The 15,435-nt window shown below is 61.6% G+C and carries 13 protein-coding genes; 3 read left to right on the forward strand and 10 right to left on the reverse strand.

The window, feature by feature from the left end; translation table 11 throughout:
* Nucleotides 1-115: 115 nt before the first annotated feature.
* The gene (locus tag C2L64_RS36205) at nucleotides 116-2,500 is read right to left on the reverse strand and encodes an RICIN domain-containing protein (RefSeq protein ID WP_007589387.1); all 2,385 of its coding nucleotides are present in this window, start codon (nucleotides 2,498-2,500) and stop codon (nucleotides 116-118) included.
* 445 nt (nucleotides 2,501-2,945) lie between these two features.
* Here C2L64_RS36205 and C2L64_RS36210 point away from each other — a divergent pair, with 445 nt between their 5' ends.
* Together C2L64_RS36210 and C2L64_RS36215 are read left to right on the forward strand one after the other, a co-directional pair.
* On the forward strand, nucleotides 2,946-4,136 hold the full coding sequence (locus C2L64_RS36210; RefSeq protein ID WP_007733085.1) for a glycosyltransferase family 4 protein: 1,191 nt from the start codon (nucleotides 2,946-2,948) through the stop codon (nucleotides 4,134-4,136).
* A 35-nt stretch (nucleotides 4,137-4,171) separates the two neighbouring features.
* A complete protein-coding gene (locus C2L64_RS36215) occupies nucleotides 4,172-4,357 on the forward strand; it encodes a hypothetical protein (protein ID WP_007589385.1) in 186 nt (61 codons plus the stop codon).
* Here C2L64_RS36215 and C2L64_RS36220 read toward each other — a convergent pair.
* From C2L64_RS36220 to C2L64_RS36240, 5 genes are all read right to left on the reverse strand, one after another.
* The gene (locus C2L64_RS36220) at nucleotides 4,342-5,265 is read right to left on the reverse strand and encodes a LysR family transcriptional regulator (RefSeq protein WP_176133777.1); all 924 of its coding nucleotides are present in this window, start codon (nucleotides 5,263-5,265) and stop codon (nucleotides 4,342-4,344) included. The genes C2L64_RS36215 and C2L64_RS36220 overlap by 16 nt on opposite strands.
* Before the next feature lie 94 nt (nucleotides 5,266-5,359).
* Nucleotides 5,360-6,049, reverse strand: a complete 690-nt coding sequence (locus tag C2L64_RS36225; protein ID WP_039901690.1) for an EthD family reductase — start codon at nucleotides 6,047-6,049, stop codon at nucleotides 5,360-5,362.
* A gap of 2 nt (nucleotides 6,050-6,051) precedes the next feature.
* Nucleotides 6,052-6,588, reverse strand: a complete 537-nt coding sequence (gene hpaC, locus C2L64_RS36230) for a 4-hydroxyphenylacetate 3-monooxygenase, reductase component (RefSeq protein WP_039901698.1) — start codon at nucleotides 6,586-6,588, stop codon at nucleotides 6,052-6,054.
* 32 nt (nucleotides 6,589-6,620) lie between these two features.
* Nucleotides 6,621-7,832 (reverse strand): acyl-CoA dehydrogenase family protein, encoded by a 1,212-nt coding sequence (locus tag C2L64_RS36235; protein ID WP_007589376.1) that lies wholly within the window; start codon nucleotides 7,830-7,832, stop codon nucleotides 6,621-6,623.
* Nucleotides 7,833-7,866: 34 nt separating this feature from the next.
* The gene (locus C2L64_RS36240; RefSeq protein WP_039901689.1) at nucleotides 7,867-9,219 is read right to left on the reverse strand and encodes an MFS transporter; all 1,353 of its coding nucleotides are present in this window, start codon (nucleotides 9,217-9,219) and stop codon (nucleotides 7,867-7,869) included.
* 355 nt (nucleotides 9,220-9,574) lie between these two features.
* On the opposite strand from C2L64_RS36240, the gene C2L64_RS36245 reads away from it, so the two are divergent.
* On the forward strand, nucleotides 9,575-10,780 hold the full coding sequence (locus tag C2L64_RS36245; protein ID WP_007589374.1) for a porin: 1,206 nt from the start codon (nucleotides 9,575-9,577) through the stop codon (nucleotides 10,778-10,780).
* Nucleotides 10,781-10,830: 50 nt separating this feature from the next.
* Here C2L64_RS36245 and C2L64_RS36250 read toward each other — a convergent pair whose 3' ends face one another.
* From C2L64_RS36250 to C2L64_RS36265, 4 genes are all read right to left on the reverse strand, one after another.
* The gene (locus C2L64_RS36250; protein WP_039901687.1) at nucleotides 10,831-11,970 is read right to left on the reverse strand and encodes a porin; all 1,140 of its coding nucleotides are present in this window, start codon (nucleotides 11,968-11,970) and stop codon (nucleotides 10,831-10,833) included.
* 133 nt (nucleotides 11,971-12,103) lie between these two features.
* On the reverse strand, nucleotides 12,104-12,916 hold the full coding sequence (locus C2L64_RS36255; RefSeq protein WP_007589370.1) for an ABC transporter ATP-binding protein: 813 nt from the start codon (nucleotides 12,914-12,916) through the stop codon (nucleotides 12,104-12,106).
* Nucleotides 12,913-14,004 (reverse strand): FecCD family ABC transporter permease, encoded by a 1,092-nt coding sequence (locus tag C2L64_RS36260; protein ID WP_007589369.1) that lies wholly within the window; start codon nucleotides 14,002-14,004, stop codon nucleotides 12,913-12,915. The genes C2L64_RS36255 and C2L64_RS36260 overlap by 4 nt, the downstream gene beginning before the upstream one ends.
* An 11-nt stretch (nucleotides 14,005-14,015) precedes the next feature.
* On the reverse strand, nucleotides 14,016-15,275 hold the full coding sequence (locus C2L64_RS36265) for an ABC transporter substrate-binding protein (RefSeq protein WP_007589368.1): 1,260 nt from the start codon (nucleotides 15,273-15,275) through the stop codon (nucleotides 14,016-14,018).
* Between the last annotated feature and the right edge of the window lie 160 nt (nucleotides 15,276-15,435).

Consider the following 15,435-nt stretch of genomic DNA (forward strand, 5'->3'; position numbering starts at 1 on the left):
ATTCGGTCAAGCACTAGGTGTTGCTGGACACGGGTACTCGTTCAGAGAACTTTTCCATTTTCGTCGAGCAAATGATGATGAGAGCAGTCCTCATCCGAGTGCGACTGCAATGTCTCTATTGAACCAGGCGATCGAGCCAGAGCGTTTCCGAGTAAACGGCTGACAACGGAAAACCTTCCATCGGAATACTTTGGAAATTGTTTCCGTCGAACGCGTATCGCGACAGGGCGGCAGTGCCCGCCGAGAAGAGCGTGTTGGCGAGTACGGCGTCCGTTCGTTCGTAGAAGACGAGTGCAGTGCGGTTGTTATCGCGAAGCAGGGCAGGCGCGGCGTCCTGCCACCGGAGATCGCGCAGATAGGCGAGTAAAACGGGTGCGGTCTCGCGATGCTGTACGTTCCACTTCCATACATCCACGCCGCCGGGCTCCTGGAAATGCGGCACGGTCATCACAATCGTTGCGTCGGCGCTGGCGTCGAGCGTAAAGCGGGTGGTGTCGCGCTGGAATTGAGACGGCAGAAGAGATGTTACGCCAAAGCTCCAGCGCTCCTTCTCGACGCTGAGTGCCGTGACGGCCAGGCGACGGTAATCGTCGGCAGATTGGATGGCGATGAACGTTGCCGTGTCTTTGCGAGTGCTGCCTACGGTGAGCAGTTGCACGTTGGACTTCAAATAGTTCGTACCTTTGACTTTTGTCTGCTGGATCTGCCCGGCTTGATCGGCGCTGATCGTCCATAGATCGACAGCTTTGTCTGATCTTTGCACTGCAACAAGGATCTTTTCGCGCGATGTTTCTTTGGTCGAAAAGGCAAGGTACTGCTGCACGCGTTCCGCGGGAAGGCTTTTGTCGCTCTGAAACCAGAGAACGGGTGCGGAAAAGTGATTGCCATTGCTGTGCAACAACCAGAAGGCAGAGCCGCCGTTTCTCGGCGTGACGACCATGAGATCTGCCCGGCCGTCGCCATCGAAGTCGCCAGTCAGAAAGCGCGCGCTGTCGAAACACAACGTATCGGCACCGCATGTCGGCATCGTCGCGCGGCTATCGAAGCGCACGGCATTCGCGTACCAGTTCTCGGGCTCTTCAGGTTTGCCCAAGATTGAAGTCTGAACATAGACGTCGAAGCCGGGGCCGTCGGAACGTCTTTGCACGTAGACGGCCGAGAGCGTACCGTCGCCCGTCACGTCGCCGTACATTGCGCCCGTGAGACGCAAGTCCGTCGACCATGACGGACGCATTGTGGACCAGCGGTAGCGCGTCGTCATGGACGCGCATCCCCTGATATGAAGGCGGTTGTTCTCTGCGCCAAGGCAGCGACGCGAGGGCGTGAATATCAGACCAAAGTCCCACGGTGTCCAGCGTTGCGACACATTCCATTCTTCACATGGTTCTTCCGCGAGTCTGCCGTCGTGTTCGGCGACGCATTGCCCCGTCGAGACGGAGACGAGTGCCGCATTGTGCTGGTTGCCCGCGTACGCAGCGCGCGGTTCCCATTTCCATTGCTGGCTGGCCGACTCATCGCAATCCGCGAGTTCAGGGCTGCGCGCATTGCCTCGCGAAGTCAGGCATTGACTGGAACCGGTATTAAAGAGCACAGAGGGAATGGCGACGAAATCCGGCTTTGTATGAAGCGTGGTGTCGTCGCGCAAATAGTTGCGCAAAACCCAGTTGCCGTCCCATTGGTACTCGCCGAACACATGCGCGATATCGCCACCGTCGATCGAGAAGTAGCTGGCCGCTATGTCGCGCTTGCGTTGCGCTTCTTCGCCGAACAGCGTCGCGGGCCAGGTTCCTGTCGGATACGTTGTGTAGAAGGCAATGGGAATAGCGCGCCCTAACGTTTGCGCGACATGGCGCGTCATGCGGGCGGCGTAGATATGGTCGGGATGCTCGATGAAGGGCACTGTGTCAGGGTTCAGCGTGGCGATTCGCGTCGCGTCCTGCAGTATCGTTTTGAGGACGACGGAAAGCGAATCGCGTGTGTAACGCGTTGCCGGCAGTTCTGCATGTCCCATCGGAAAGGTTGTGAGCGTTGCGCCCTGATCCCAAAGCAGGGCAAGCGGCACGCGGCCGCCGCGGACCGCGCCGCCGGGAAGCCTGAGTTCGAGAAGCCGCACGCGCGGTTGCGCTTTCAATGTGAGCTGGGACACCGGCTTTCCCGCAATTTGCACTGTCGCTTCGTCCCACGTATTCCCGACTCCGGCAAGACGCGCATAAGCCAGTCGCGAGGCTTCCTCACGCTTTTGCACGTAGGCGAAATTCGCTCCATTGGCGCCGCCAATCAGATGAACGGTGGTGACGCACCATCCCGCGCGCAGTCGCTCGCTGATTGCGGGCTCAACGAACAGCAGATCGTCATCGAGGTGTGCGACAACTGTCACGAGCGTGCCCGCACTGCAATCGGCGGATGACGCGCGTGCCGTCCCGATGAGAATGAAGCACATGCAAGGAAGAAACAGGACATAGCGGGACAATCGAAAAAGCCCGAATGACGACGTGTTCATATGATTGCGATCGTCCTTTTTTTCTTGGTGTTGTCCCCGAGAGCCGTAGTCGAACTGATGAAGTAGCCTCGGCTTGTTGACGCTTGCTATTACACCAGTCGTTTTCTTACTGTTTGAAAGATAATCGTCCTTTTTCGCGAAAAAATATTAAAGTGGCCGCTTCCGGATAAGCACGAAAACCAGTCTATATTTGTGAGCCGTCCTTTAATAGAGCGTAGTTCTCCCGGTTCGAACGCGGATTGTAGTGCGGCGAACAGCCTTTAATAGACAGATTGCAGTTGTCAGTGGCAATCCATACAAACGTAAGCTCGCACCCGTAATAAAGTAAGTGGCCGCTGACGCAGCGTTCGTCAGTAGCCTGAGCAATGAAGAACAATTCGATAACGGCATCCCGACGGGTTCGCGCGTCGTGCGTTTCTGCCAATAGTGGTGTTTTGAGGACGTCATGCGGATGCTGTTCGTTATCGGTCACCTCGGTGACTACCACGTGCCGCGCTATGAAGCGCTGATGCGGCTTGCGAGGAGGCGTGGCGACGAAGTCTCTCTGGTCGAAGTATTCGGGCGGTCGGGTTTCTATTCGTTTCCGCAAACCCGGCGCGCGTCGTTTTTCGAGCAACGTCACGAGTGCGTCACCACCCTGGAGAATGATGTCAGCGATACTGGCGGACGCTGGCTGAATGTCTTCGCGCGTCTTACTGCGATCATCCGGCAAATCGAGCCGGATGTCGTCGTCACGTTGGGCTATGACACACCGTACTCGTTGTGGCTCTGTTTCGTCAGAAGGTTCACGAGACCGTTTGGCCTGATCTACATGTCGGATTCGAAGGCCGACGACGGCCCGCGCAGCAGCGTCAAGGAATGGCTGAAGCGCCGGCTGGTGCGGCGCTTCGATGCCGCGCTGGTCGCGGGAGAAAGGCATCGCGACTACGCGGAGTCTCTCGGCATTCCGCGCTGGCGTTCGCGAGTCGGTTTCGATGTGATCGATGTCGACCAGTTTTCGCGCCGTGCAGCGGCTGCGCATGCTGCTGCCGACGACGTTCGTCGTGTGCGTGGCTTGCCGCAGCGCTATGTGCTCTGCGTCAGCCGCTTCGTGGCGCGCAAGAACGTCGATGTCGTCATCAATGCGTTTGCGCGTTCCCATCTCGCGGACCATGCAATCGAGCTGGTTCTGATCGGGCAGGGACAAGACGAGCCCATGTTGAGAACACTCGTATCGCGACTCGAACTCGAAAAGAGCGTGCGCTTTCTCGATGCACTGCCCAACGGCGAAATGCCTGCGATTTACGGCCTTGCCGATTTCGTGGTGCTCGCCAGCGAGTTCGATCAATGGGGACTCTGCATCAACGAAGCATTCGCGGCGTCGCGCACGGCGATCGTTACGCATACCTGCGGCGTGGCGCGTGAGCTTGTTGTGAACGAGACGAACGGCTATGTCGTTGAGCCGGGCAACGCGGAGATGCTCGCGGCGCGCATGCGAACACTGGCATTGGACGATGTGCTGCGCGAACGCTTATCTGCCCGCGCGCGGCTGAGCGTCGAGCAATGGAAACCCTCCACGTTCGCGAGCAATCTGATGGAACTTGCCGATTGTGTGCTCGATTCCGATCAGGTCATCTCGCGAGCCGAGCATGAGTAAAGCGCATCGTCACGCCATCGCGCGGGGAGAGAATCATGAATGAGCCGGAGAGCATCGGGGCGTGCACGCCGTTCCAGTTATGCATGATGGCCGAGGAACAGGATGAAGCGTTCACGGACGTCATGGCGTTGGCACAAGCGAACAGCGAACTCGATCTGAATGCGGCCGTCGACACCCTCGCTGAGATTCACGAACTCGTGAAGGGCTATCTCGAACCTTGAGTCGAGAACATGCCGCAGATCGCATCGCGCAACCATGCAATGCCGGGGTCGGCGGAAAACTGCATGTGCGTATGTACCTGAATTTCAATCGGTGGCAATGAAAAAGGCAACGGCAGGATTCGGAATGCCTTGTTTCGATTGAACCGCTGCGCAATGCTTTTCGGAAAGATGACAGCGAGGTCGGTGTTCTGGACGATCTCCGGCGCAACCACGAAATGCGGCAACCGCAGCACGATATCGCGGCGCAGATTCAATTCCTCCAGCCATTGCTCGACCATCCGGTGACCGGTTGCGTTCGTGCTCGCATAGACGTAACGCAGCGCGGCAAGGTCGTCCTTGGTCGGATTGCGCTTGCGCAGCGGATGCCCCGCGCGCACCACGCACACGTGCTCGTCGACGAACAGTGTCGTGCTGATGCAGGCAGCGTCCAGTCCCGGCACATAACCGAGCGCGAGATCGATCTCGCCGCTTCGCATCGCGACGCTCACGGCATCCACGGAGAAGTTAGCGACCTCGATGCGTATGCCTGGCGCCGTGCTGTCGATCATCGCGAGCAGCGGCGGCAGAAAATAGAACTCTGACATGTCCGACATCGACACGCGGAACACGCGATGTGCCGTCGCGGGATCGAACTTCGCTAGTTGCTGAACCGCGACGTTGATGATGCCGAACGCCTGCGCGAGCGGCGCGTGCAGGCGGACAGCCGCGTCGGTGGGGACCATGCCCGTCGGCGTGCGAACGAACAGGGGATCGTCGAACAGCGTGCGCAAGCGGCGCAACGCGTGACTGACGGCAGGTTGCGTGAGCCCAAGCCGCGCGCCCGCCGCCGTGAGGCTGCGCAGATCTGCGATGGCCAGAAACACGCGCAGAAGATTCAAGTCCGTGATGCCTGGGGGCGTCTTTGTCATGTCGTTCGGAACCCGGCCGTGGCGGCGCGCGACCCGCATGCGGTCGGACGCGCCTCGCTGTTGGACCGAACCCGCATGCCCGCGTTCGGCGCTTTCACTCGCGCGTCAGATTACCGTAAATGCTGTGCATCGGGTAATGTGGCGTGGTCCCGCTATACGGCGGAAACGAATCGAAGTCCGCTTTCATTCGCGCACGCACGGGCGACGCGAGCGCAGCGTCGAGTGAAGCGACGTCATCGAATACGACCTTGTTGCGTTGCATGGCCGTCGCACGCGCGTGCTTCAACGCCGAACGATAGTCGATGCGCGTATAGATCTCCAGTTCGCGAATGCCGGGCAGTTGCGTCATCAACGGAGGATGATGCGTCAGATAGTGCGTGAGCCATGCGTTGAAGTCGTCCGCTTCACCTTCATAGCTGACGAGGTAGGTGCAACGTTCTTCTCGTGCATCGATTGGATGCGGCGTCGAGAACTTGCGCACGGCCATTGCCTGCTGGAACAGCGTGCAATCATCCATGCTTGCGGCGATGCTGTCGGCGGCGGCCTGTATTGCGCCGCCCGGTTGCAGCGCGGCTTCGAGCCATTCGAGATCGTCGAAATACCATTGCGTGACGCAGAACGGTGCCAATGCTGTGCGCTCGTCGCGCACGGCAGGAAGATGCGACACGAAGCGCCGCAAACCCGCCACGTCATGCGCGGCCGACTGCAAGCGGGAGATATTCGCTCGATCGAACACGCCGCGCGCGTGACTGCTTTCGCCAATCAGAAAGAAGCAGACTTCCACGCTTACCTCGCGCATTGAGTGGAAGCGGACGCTGCGCCCGCAACCGGCCGCACGAGACGATGAAACTGCCGCGCGAAATAGATCAGTCCATCGCCATCGGAACTGACCGAGATATCGTCGATCCGTACGAACATCACCGAGTGCGACCCGACGCTCTTGAGTTCGACGATCGTGCCTTCGAGGTTCGCAATGGCGTGCGAAAGCACGGGCACGGCCGAGCGGCCTGGCTTCCAGGCGTGGCGTGCGAAGCGCTCGTCCATCGGGCACGATGTCATGCCCGCGAAGTCGCGCGCGAGGTCCTGATACTCGCCGGCAAGCACGTTGATGCACACGTCGCGGTTCTCGCGCAGCACGTCGTGCATATAGCTGGCCTGGTTGATACAGACGAGCATCGTCGGCGGCTCGTCGGTCACCGAGCAGACGGCGCTCGCGGTGAGACCGCAGCGTCCGCTTGGGCCGTCGGTCGTAATGACATTGACGGCTGCGGGCAGGCACGCCATCGCGTCGCGAAAGCGCCGCTTCATCTCTTCGTTCGTCATCGCTTGCTCCTCGTGTTCGTTCGCGCGTTGCATCACGGATACGGCGTGACGGGCGGAATGCCGACGAACAGCGCGCCCGACGCGTCATACGTGCCCTCGCCGAGAAATGCATGCTGCGTCACGACGATCGAGTCGCGCACCAGACGCTGCAATCGGCTCTCGCGATAAATCGCGGCGATACCCGCCATCTGATAGGCCTGCATCACCACTTCGGCGCATACGTGGGCCGCATGCGTCGCGCTCAGGCGCATCAGATTCGCCTGGTCCGGCGTGACGGGATTGCCGGCAAGAATCGTGTCCCACGCGGCTTGCGAGGACTCGTAGAAGAACGCACGCGCGCTGCGCCACTGCGCTTCCGCTTTCGAGAGACCCGAGCGGTAGTAGCCCCGGTCCGCGAGACGCGGCGCGCCCGTCGTCGTTTTTGTCGCGCCGGACATATCGGTCAGGAGATCGAGCGCGGCGCGCGCCAGGCCGACGTTCACGGCCGCATGCACCTGCGCCTGATACGCGACGGCTGGGTAGCGGTACAGTGGCTCGTCGATCAGCGCGTTACCGCCGCGCACGAAGGTCCATTGCGCATCGACGAACTTGTCGCGCAAGCGCAGATCGTGACTGCCCGTGCCCTGCATGCCGACCACGTTCCAGTTGTCGACGATCTCGACCTCGCTCGCGGGAAACACGGCGGTGAAGGGCTTGCCCGCGCCCGCATCGCCCGAACTCGCGGGTGTGCCGCCAATGCCGACGCCAATCCAGTCCGCGCCTTTGCAGCCGCTCGCGAACCGCCACTGGCCGCTGACCTTGTAGCCGCCCGGCACTTGAAACGCAGGTTGCAGCGGATAGAGACCGCCCGCAAAAACCTGGTCCGGTCCCTTCGCGTAGATCTGCTGTTGCGTTTCGACGGGCAGCGACGCGAGGTACGTATTCGCCGATCCGAACGCGGCGACCCATGCTGTCGAGCCATCCGCGATCGCAATGCGTTCGAGGATCGCGAGAAACTGCGGCGGCGGCAGTGCGTCTCCGCCGAAACGGCGCGGCGTGCTTGCACGGTAGATGCCCGCGCGTTTCATCTTCGCGATCATGTCGCGCGGCACATGGGAGAGCTGATCGAACTCGTCGCGGCGGCGTTCGATTTCTTCGATCAGAACATCGAGCGAAATGGGACCGGCATACTCGGGATACGGCTCGCCCTGGTCGATGAAGCGCGGCTCGTGGGCGTACGTCGAAATGCTATGGAGGCTTTGCATGATGAATACGTGTTGAGTTGAATGGAGCAATCGATCAGGCGGTGACGGGCTCGACGCTCTGTCTTGCCTGCAGCCGTGCGGCGCGTGGGAAGGTTTCGGGTGCGATCAAGGTCGCGATCACCGTGACCAGCGCAAGTGCGACGAGATAGATCGCGACGGGTGTGGCGCTGCGATAGTGAGCGAGCAGCGCGGTTGCGATCATCGGAGAAAGGCCGCCGCCGAGCACCGACGAAATTTCGCGTCCAATGCCGAGTCCCGAGAAGCGCAGGTGAACGGGCAGCAGTTCGCTGATGAAAGCGGGCTGCGCGCCTTCGAGAATGCCGAGCGTGATGCTGTTGGCGAGAATCAGCGCGGCAATCACTTTCCACAGCACGCCGGAGGCGAGCAGCGTGAAATACGGATACGCGACCAGCACCATTGCAATGGCACCCACGAGATAGACCGGCTTGCGCCCGATCTTGTCGGTGAGATGTCCCATCAGAAGCGACACGGGAATCATCAGCAGCATCGACAGCGTGAGCCCGCCGAGAATCCATGTCGACTTGAGGCCGAGAAACTGACCATACGCAATCGAGAACGCGAAGAAGATGTACGACGCGCCGCCTTCGCCGAAGCGCAGACCGAACACGGTGAGCACCTGACGCGGGCAACGGCGCAATACTTCGACGATCGGCATGCGGCTTTCGCGGTGTGTCGCCTTCACTGCGACGAATTCGGCGCTTTCTTCGACCGAGCGGCGCATCCAGAGGCCGAGCACGACGAGCACCACGCTGCACAGGAACGGCACGCGCCAACCCCAGCTGAGGAAGTCGTCGGGCGACAGCGTCTGCGCGAGCAGGAACGCAGCTGTCGACAGCACGAAGCCGAATGCCGCGCCGCTCGGGCTCCAGGCGGACAGTGCGCCGCGCCTCGATGCGGGCGCGCTTTCGTGAATCAGCAGAATGCTGCCGCTCCATTCGCCGCCCGCTGCGAGCCCCTGAAGAACGCGCAGCAGCACGAGACCGATGGGCGCTGCAATGCCGATCTGTTGATACGTCGGCAGCAGTCCCATACACATGGTTGCGACGCCCATCGTCAGGAGCGTGAGCATCATCACCGTCTTGCGTCCGTAGCGGTCGCCGATATGGCCGCACAGCACACCGCCGACCGGCCGTGCGATGAAGCCGACCGTGAATCCGCCGAATGCCGCGATCGTGCCCGTCAACGGATCGCTGCCGACGGGAAAGAACAGCTTGCCGAATACCAGCGCGGCCGCGGTTCCGTAGAGAAAGAAGTCGTACCACTCGAGTATCTGGCCGAGCACGGCCGTCGTCACCGCGCGGCGGACGGTGCTTGTCTTGCGTACGGGAGAGGAAGAGGAAAGCGTGGCTGTCGCGTGAGGATTCATGGCATTGGGCTGAGCAAGACGTTGAAGTTTCCGCTTCCCGATGATGGGGACGGGCAGGGCGACCTGGCGAATCAGACAAACATGGGCGAACAATAGGAGCGTGCGAAAAGACCGTCAAATTCAAGCCAAAAATGCGCGACATAAATGGCATTCATGTCGCTCGTGCCTTTGTCGGCGTGCGTGCAGCCGCAAATAAAACACGCTTATCGCACCTGTTCTATTTGACTGATTTGACCACGCATAAAGGCGAACTTAGATTGCGGTCCGCGTAACAGCCGCGGCGCAGTCATCATTCGCTGCGTCATTCAATCGAAGCAGTCGGGATGAACGGGATGACGAATCTATGAGAGTCAAATTGGCAGCCGCATTGGCCGCATTGACGTTGGTCGAGTGTGCATTCGCTGGCGCGGCGTACGCGCAGAGTTCGGTGACGATGTACGGTATCGTCGATGATGGTTTCAACTGGACCTCGAATTCAGGGGGCCACAATCTGTACAACGTGTCGAGCGGCGTGATGCAGGCGAGCCGCTGGGGTTTGCGCGGCAAGGAAGATCTCGGCGGCGGGCTCGCCGCGCTCTTCGTGCTGGAAAACGGTTTCGATCTGAATAGCGGATCGCTGGGGCAGAAGAATCGCGGTAGCACGCAAGGGCTGATGTTCGGACGCCAGGCGTATGTGGGGCTGTCGAGCGCGTATGGCTCAGTGCTGGTTGGACGCCAATACGATTCTGTTGTCGATTATGTCGGCCCCTTTGAAGCAGGCGATCAATGGGGCGGCTATATTGCCGCGCATCCGGGCGATCTCGACAATATCAACAACGCGTATCGCGTGAACAATGCGCTCAAGTACACGAGCGCCAATTACGCGGGCCTCACGTTCGGCGGCGTGTATAGCCTGGGCGGCGTGGCGGGTGAGGCGTCGCGCAATCAGGTGTGGTCGCTTGGTGCCGGCTATGCGAACGGTCCGCTTTCGCTTGGAGTCGGCTATCTGAATGCGCGTAATCCGAATGTCGGATTCTTCGGCGACAACGGTGCGAGCACGGCAGCGACAGCAAGCACGAACTTCGTTTCGTCGCCGGTGTATAGCGGCTATGCTTCGGCGCGAACGTATCAGGTGATTGCAGCGGGCGCGGCCTATGCGTTCGGCGCGGCGACGTTCGGCGCAACGTATTCGAATACGCAGTTCAGGAATCTCGGCGACACGGTCGAATCCGGTCCGAATCCGCGCGGCTATCGCGGCAACGCGACGTTCAATAACGCGGAAGTGAACTTCAAGTACCAGGTGACGCCTGCATTCCTGCTCGGCGCGGCATTCGACTATACGCACGGCGGCAGCGTCGATGCGTCGACAGGGACGAACCCTGGCGCGCGCTACTATCAAGGCGCGATAGGAGCGGATTACTTCTTGTCGAAGCGCACCGACGTGTATCTGATCGGCGTTTATCAGAAAGCATCGGGCACGGACTCGACGGGTACGGCGGCCGTTGCGGCCATCAACAATCTCACGCCCTCCACCAGCGACCGGCAGAGCACCGTGCGCGTCGGCATCCGGCACAAGTTCTGATTGCTGCGTTAAAGCCGCCGGTTCATGTGAACGCGGTGGCTTTAACAGTTTTAGAACCGATGCCGCATCCCAACAGCAACGACAACCTGCTGATCGGTCGATGACGGACTTTGCCCGCTGATAGCGGCAGTCAGGCCGGAGCCGTCGCTGGAGATATGCTGATAGCTTGCCTGCACGTAAAGATCGGTTCGCTTCGAGAGAAAGTAATCGGTTTGCACTGAGACTTCCTGCCACTTCGGATGATGCTGGCCTGTCGCGTTCGACATCGAGCCTGACGTGTACGTGTATTCGCCGTTCAGCGCAATCGTCGGCGTGAGCGAGTAGCTCGCGTTCAGTTCGTAATTGCTGAAGCTCATACCTTCGCCATTCGCAACGAGGCCGAGGCTATTCGCGCCGTTGATCGTCGCGAGCCCGCCGAGTTGCGTGCGCGTCCAGACCGCGCCAAACGTCGCCGCGCCGATCGAGTAGTTTCCGCCCGCGCCATATGTGCGCTGACGCGCTGCGATAAACGTGCGGTCGGTCAGCGTCAATGCGCCGCTGGTGTTGCTGCTGCCGCCGTTGTTCGCCTGGAAGTAGCCTGCGCCAAGACGCAGCGGGCCTGCATCGTACGAGGTGCCGAAGCTGTATAGCCGGTTGTCATCGAATCCGCCCGCTTCATTCGAGAAGCCATACAACGCGCCGAACTTCACGCCAGCATAGCTGTTGCTAGCGAACTTCACCGAGTTGTTCACGCGGAACGAGTTGTTCAGATTGTCGTTGTCGTACGGATGCGCGGACAGATTGTTGCCGCCCGGATGATGACCCGTGAAGCTGAGCGGCGCGAGGTAGTCGACGACGGAATCGTACTGACGTCCCAGCGTAAAGGTGCCGAACCGGTCATTCGACAGTCCCGTATAAGCCTGATAACCGAACAGACGGCCGCCCTGGCGCGAGGTGCCGTTCATCACGCTGAAGCCGCTTTCGAGCTGGAAGATCGCCTTCGTGCCGCCGCCCAGGTCTTCGCGCGCGAGCATGCCCCAGTGGCTGCCCGTCACGTCGCCGCTGCCCGCTTGCCACGCGCTGCTGCCTTTCTGGTTGTTCGTGTACGACAGGCCCGCGTCGATCACGCCATACAGCGTGGCCGTGTTTTGGGCCTGCGCATTGCACGCGTAGCTCGCCGCGATCGCGACCATCACGAGTGTCCTTTTCATCTTTTTCCCCTATTGTTTGATTTGAACGATGTGACGACCCACGCCGCAGCGCGGCGCCCACCGGGAGGCGGGCGTCGTGCGTTGAAACGAATGCGGCGTGGTGAGGTGGCTGGCTGGGACGCTCGACGAATGTCTAGCGGCTGGCGATGCCGTCCTGAACCGACAGACCGTCGATCAGGACTTGATGCTGGCCGCGCGAACAAGGCTCGATTCGCGCGGTGACTCCGAATACTTCTGCAAGGCTCGCTTGCGTGACGACATCGGCGCTCGGTCCGAAGCCCGCGATGCGACCTGCGTGAAGCAGCATCGCCTGATGGCAGGCGCGCATGGCGGTGTTGATGTCGTGCAGAACGACGACAGTGACGATGCCTCGTTCCCGCGTGATGTCACGCAGCACGCGCATCACGTGGAACTGATAGTTCAGGTCAAGTGCCGACAACGGCTCGTCGAGCAGCAGCACTTGCGGCTCGCGTACCAGCGCCTGCGCGATGCCGACGAGTTGTCTTTGGCCGCCCGACAACTCGTCCAGCGAGCGCGATGCGAGCGCATCGATGCCAAGGCGTTCGAGCACGGCCCGCGCATTCGCGAGGTCGTCGGTGCGGGCGCCGTGGGCGCGGAATGCGCCGCGCGTCGCGCAACACGCGACCAGCACGGACTCGAGCACTTGCAGCTTCACGCCTGCGGGCAACGACTGTGGCAAGTAGACGACGCTATGCGAGCGCGCGCTCGCTGCGGACAGTTCGAGCGGCGCGCCGTCGAGCGTCAGTTGACCGGCATGCGCGCGCGTAAGGCCCGCGAGCGCGCGCAGCAGCGTCGACTTGCCGCTGCCGTTCGGACCGAGCAGCGCGGTGATCTGGCCGCGCGGCAGCGGGCCGGCATCGAGCGACTTGAGCACCGTGCGCTTGCCGTATTGCACGCTGAGGCCGTGAATCGACAGGCCGTTCATTGCGTGGCTCCCTGCGAGCGCACGACGATCGCGAGAAAGAGGGGAATGCCGACCAGCGCCGTCACGATGCCGACGGGAATCAGCACGCCTGGCACGATGAGCTTCGATGCAATCGACGCAAGCGACAGCATCAACGCGCCGACCAGCATGCTGCCGGGCAGATAGAAGCGGTGGTCCTCGCCGAACAGCGTGCGCGCGATATGCGGCGCGATCAGTCCGACGAAGCCGATCGTGCCGACGAACGACACCGCGAGCGCCGACAGCACCGACACGCGCAGCAGCGTGCCGAGCCGCAGGCGACGTACGTCGATGCCGAAGCTCGCGGCGCGATCTTCGCCGAGTCGCAATGCGGTGAGCGTCCACGCGTTGCGCATCGAGAGCGGCAACGCGACCGCGAGTGCGACGGCGAGCACCGCGATCTTCGGCCAGTCGGCACGCGCGAGCGATCCGAGCGTCCAGAACACGAGGCCTTGCAGTGCGTCGGCGGAAGCGATGAACTGCATCAGCGAGACGAGCGCATGGAACGCGAACACCAGCGCGATGCCCAGCAGCACGACGCCGGACGTCGTCATGCCGCGCCAGCGCGCGATACCATCGAGCATCAACGCCGACATGAACGCGAACAGGAACGCGTTGGCCGACACGAGCCAGCTTTGCGCGATGCCGGGCAGCGTGATGTCGAGCACGATTGCGAGCGACGCGCCGAACGCCGCCGCCGCCGATACGCCGAGCGTGTAGGGGCTCGCGAGCGGATTGTTGAGGACGGTCTGCATTTCCGCACCCGACAGACCGAGCGACGCGCCTACCAGGAGCGCCATCACCGCGTACGGCATGCGGATCTGCCAGACGATGACGTTCGTCGCGGCATCGGCCGATGCATGGTGAAACACCGCACGCAGCAGCGTCGAAACGGGCAGACCGGACGGGCCCGAGCGCAGATCGAGCAGCAGCGAGCCGACGATCAGCAACGCGACCGCGCACAGCCACAGCACGCGCAGACGCGTGATGCGCAGATACCGCTGCAGGCTGGCGTCCGCGGCGCTTTGCTGCGCGCGCGCGGAACGAATCAGGGAGACGGAATCGGACATTTCTGCGGCCGTTAGTGCGAGGCTTCGGCCGTGGACTGCGCGAGCGGCGCGTCGACCCACTCGGCGCCTTGCGGCGGCACGGCGAGGAAGCGCTTGTACAGTTCAGCCTGCGTCGCGTGTACGTCGAGATCCTTGAACTGCGCTGGATAGAACCACTTCGCAAACGCTTCGATCGCGAGAATGTTGTACGGTGAGTCGTAATAGTTGTGCGAGATGCCGTGCGCGTTGCCGTCGTGGATCGCCTTGATCGTGTCGAAGCCGGGACGCGCGATCAGTTGCGCGAGGCTCGCGCGCGCATCGTGCTCGCTCGTCATCGCGCCGACGCGCAGCGACGCGAGGCCCGGTTTCGTGCGGCTGCCCGTCGCGATGTAGACGTCCGGCTGCGCGGCGATCACCTGTTCCATGCTGATGTCGCCGAGCACGCCCGGCACGAGACCTTGCGCGATATTGCGTCCGCCCGCTGCCTGCACGAACTCGCCGAAGTTGCCGTTGCCCGCCGTGTGGCAGCAGCCCGCATCCCAGACGCCCGCGAGCAGATCGACGAATACCTTCGGACGCTGCGCTTCGGGCACACGGTTCACGACGTTCTGCACGCGCGCCAGATGCTGCTGATAGAACTGGATGTACGCATTCGCCTGCTGATCGCGATGCAGCACCGCGCCGAGCAGCTTGATGCTTGGCAGCGTGTTCTGCATCGGATGCAGGCGGAAGTCGACGAATACGACCGTCGTGCCCGTCGCTTCCAGTTGCTTCACGAGCGCGTTGTAGCGGCTCGGGCCGTGTCCGGCGATGCTGAAAATCGCCAGATCGGGCTTGAGGCTCAGGGCTTTTTCATCGCTGATGCTGTCTTCCGTCGCTTTGCCGATCAGCGGAATCGTTTTGATGTCGGGGAATTTCTGCGCGTAGGCGTTGAAGGTCTGCGGGTCCATCAACGGCAGATCGCCTTGCCAGCCTACGATGCGCGCGAGCGGCTTCTGGCCTTCGAGCAGCGCGACGGCCGATAGCAGGCGGCTTTCGCCGAGCAGGATGCGCTGCGGTTCGGCGACGGGCACACGGATCGTACGGCCGGCGAGATCGGTGAGGGTTGCGGGCGCGGCCGCGTTCACGGGCGCTGCGGCGCTCGCCGGTTGCGCGGCGAGCGCCGGTGCGCTGGCCGTCAGCGTAAAGCCAGCCGCGAAAGCGAAAGCGACTGAGGCGGCCACGGAGGAGGCGGCGCGCGCCGCCGTCGAAACGGCCCGCCCGCAGGCCGAAGAAAGCACGGAAATCGACATGATATAGTTACTGGATGAGAATTATTTGCATTTACCGGCGCCACTTTAGCCACGAGATGTAATGGCGATGTGTTGGAACGGCGCACTTTTGTAATGGAATGTGTTGAGCCGATTTTTTCCGGTTGCAATACGGACAATGCGGGCTGAGTAGAAGAGAAGA

The organism is Paraburkholderia hospita (assembly GCF_002902965.1).
GTDB classification, from domain to species: Bacteria; Pseudomonadota; Gammaproteobacteria; order Burkholderiales; family Burkholderiaceae; genus Paraburkholderia; species Paraburkholderia hospita.

Coding starts and splice junctions, on each gene's coding strand:
- C2L64_RS36205 (WP_007589387.1), bottom strand. CDS start 2,500: ATGAACACGTCGTCATTCGGGCTTTTTCGATTGTCCCGCTATGTCCTG.
- C2L64_RS36210 (WP_007733085.1), top strand. CDS start 2,946: ATGCGGATGCTGTTCGTTATCGGTCACCTCGGTGACTACCACGTGCCG.
- C2L64_RS36215 (WP_007589385.1), top strand. CDS start 4,172: ATGAATGAGCCGGAGAGCATCGGGGCGTGCACGCCGTTCCAGTTATGC.
- C2L64_RS36220 (WP_176133777.1), bottom strand. CDS start 5,265: ATGACAAAGACGCCCCCAGGCATCACGGACTTGAATCTTCTGCGCGTG.
- hpaC (WP_039901698.1), bottom strand. CDS start 6,588: ATGACGAACGAAGAGATGAAGCGGCGCTTTCGCGACGCGATGGCGTGC.
- C2L64_RS36235 (WP_007589376.1), bottom strand. CDS start 7,832: ATGCAAAGCCTCCATAGCATTTCGACGTACGCCCACGAGCCGCGCTTC.
- C2L64_RS36240 (WP_039901689.1), bottom strand. CDS start 9,219: ATGAATCCTCACGCGACAGCCACGCTTTCCTCTTCCTCTCCCGTACGC.
- C2L64_RS36250 (WP_039901687.1), bottom strand. CDS start 11,970: ATGAAAAGGACACTCGTGATGGTCGCGATCGCGGCGAGCTACGCGTGC.
- C2L64_RS36255 (WP_007589370.1), bottom strand. CDS start 12,916: ATGAACGGCCTGTCGATTCACGGCCTCAGCGTGCAATACGGCAAGCGC.
- C2L64_RS36260 (WP_007589369.1), bottom strand. CDS start 14,004: ATGTCCGATTCCGTCTCCCTGATTCGTTCCGCGCGCGCGCAGCAAAGC.
- C2L64_RS36265 (WP_007589368.1), bottom strand. CDS start 15,275: ATGTCGATTTCCGTGCTTTCTTCGGCCTGCGGGCGGGCCGTTTCGACG.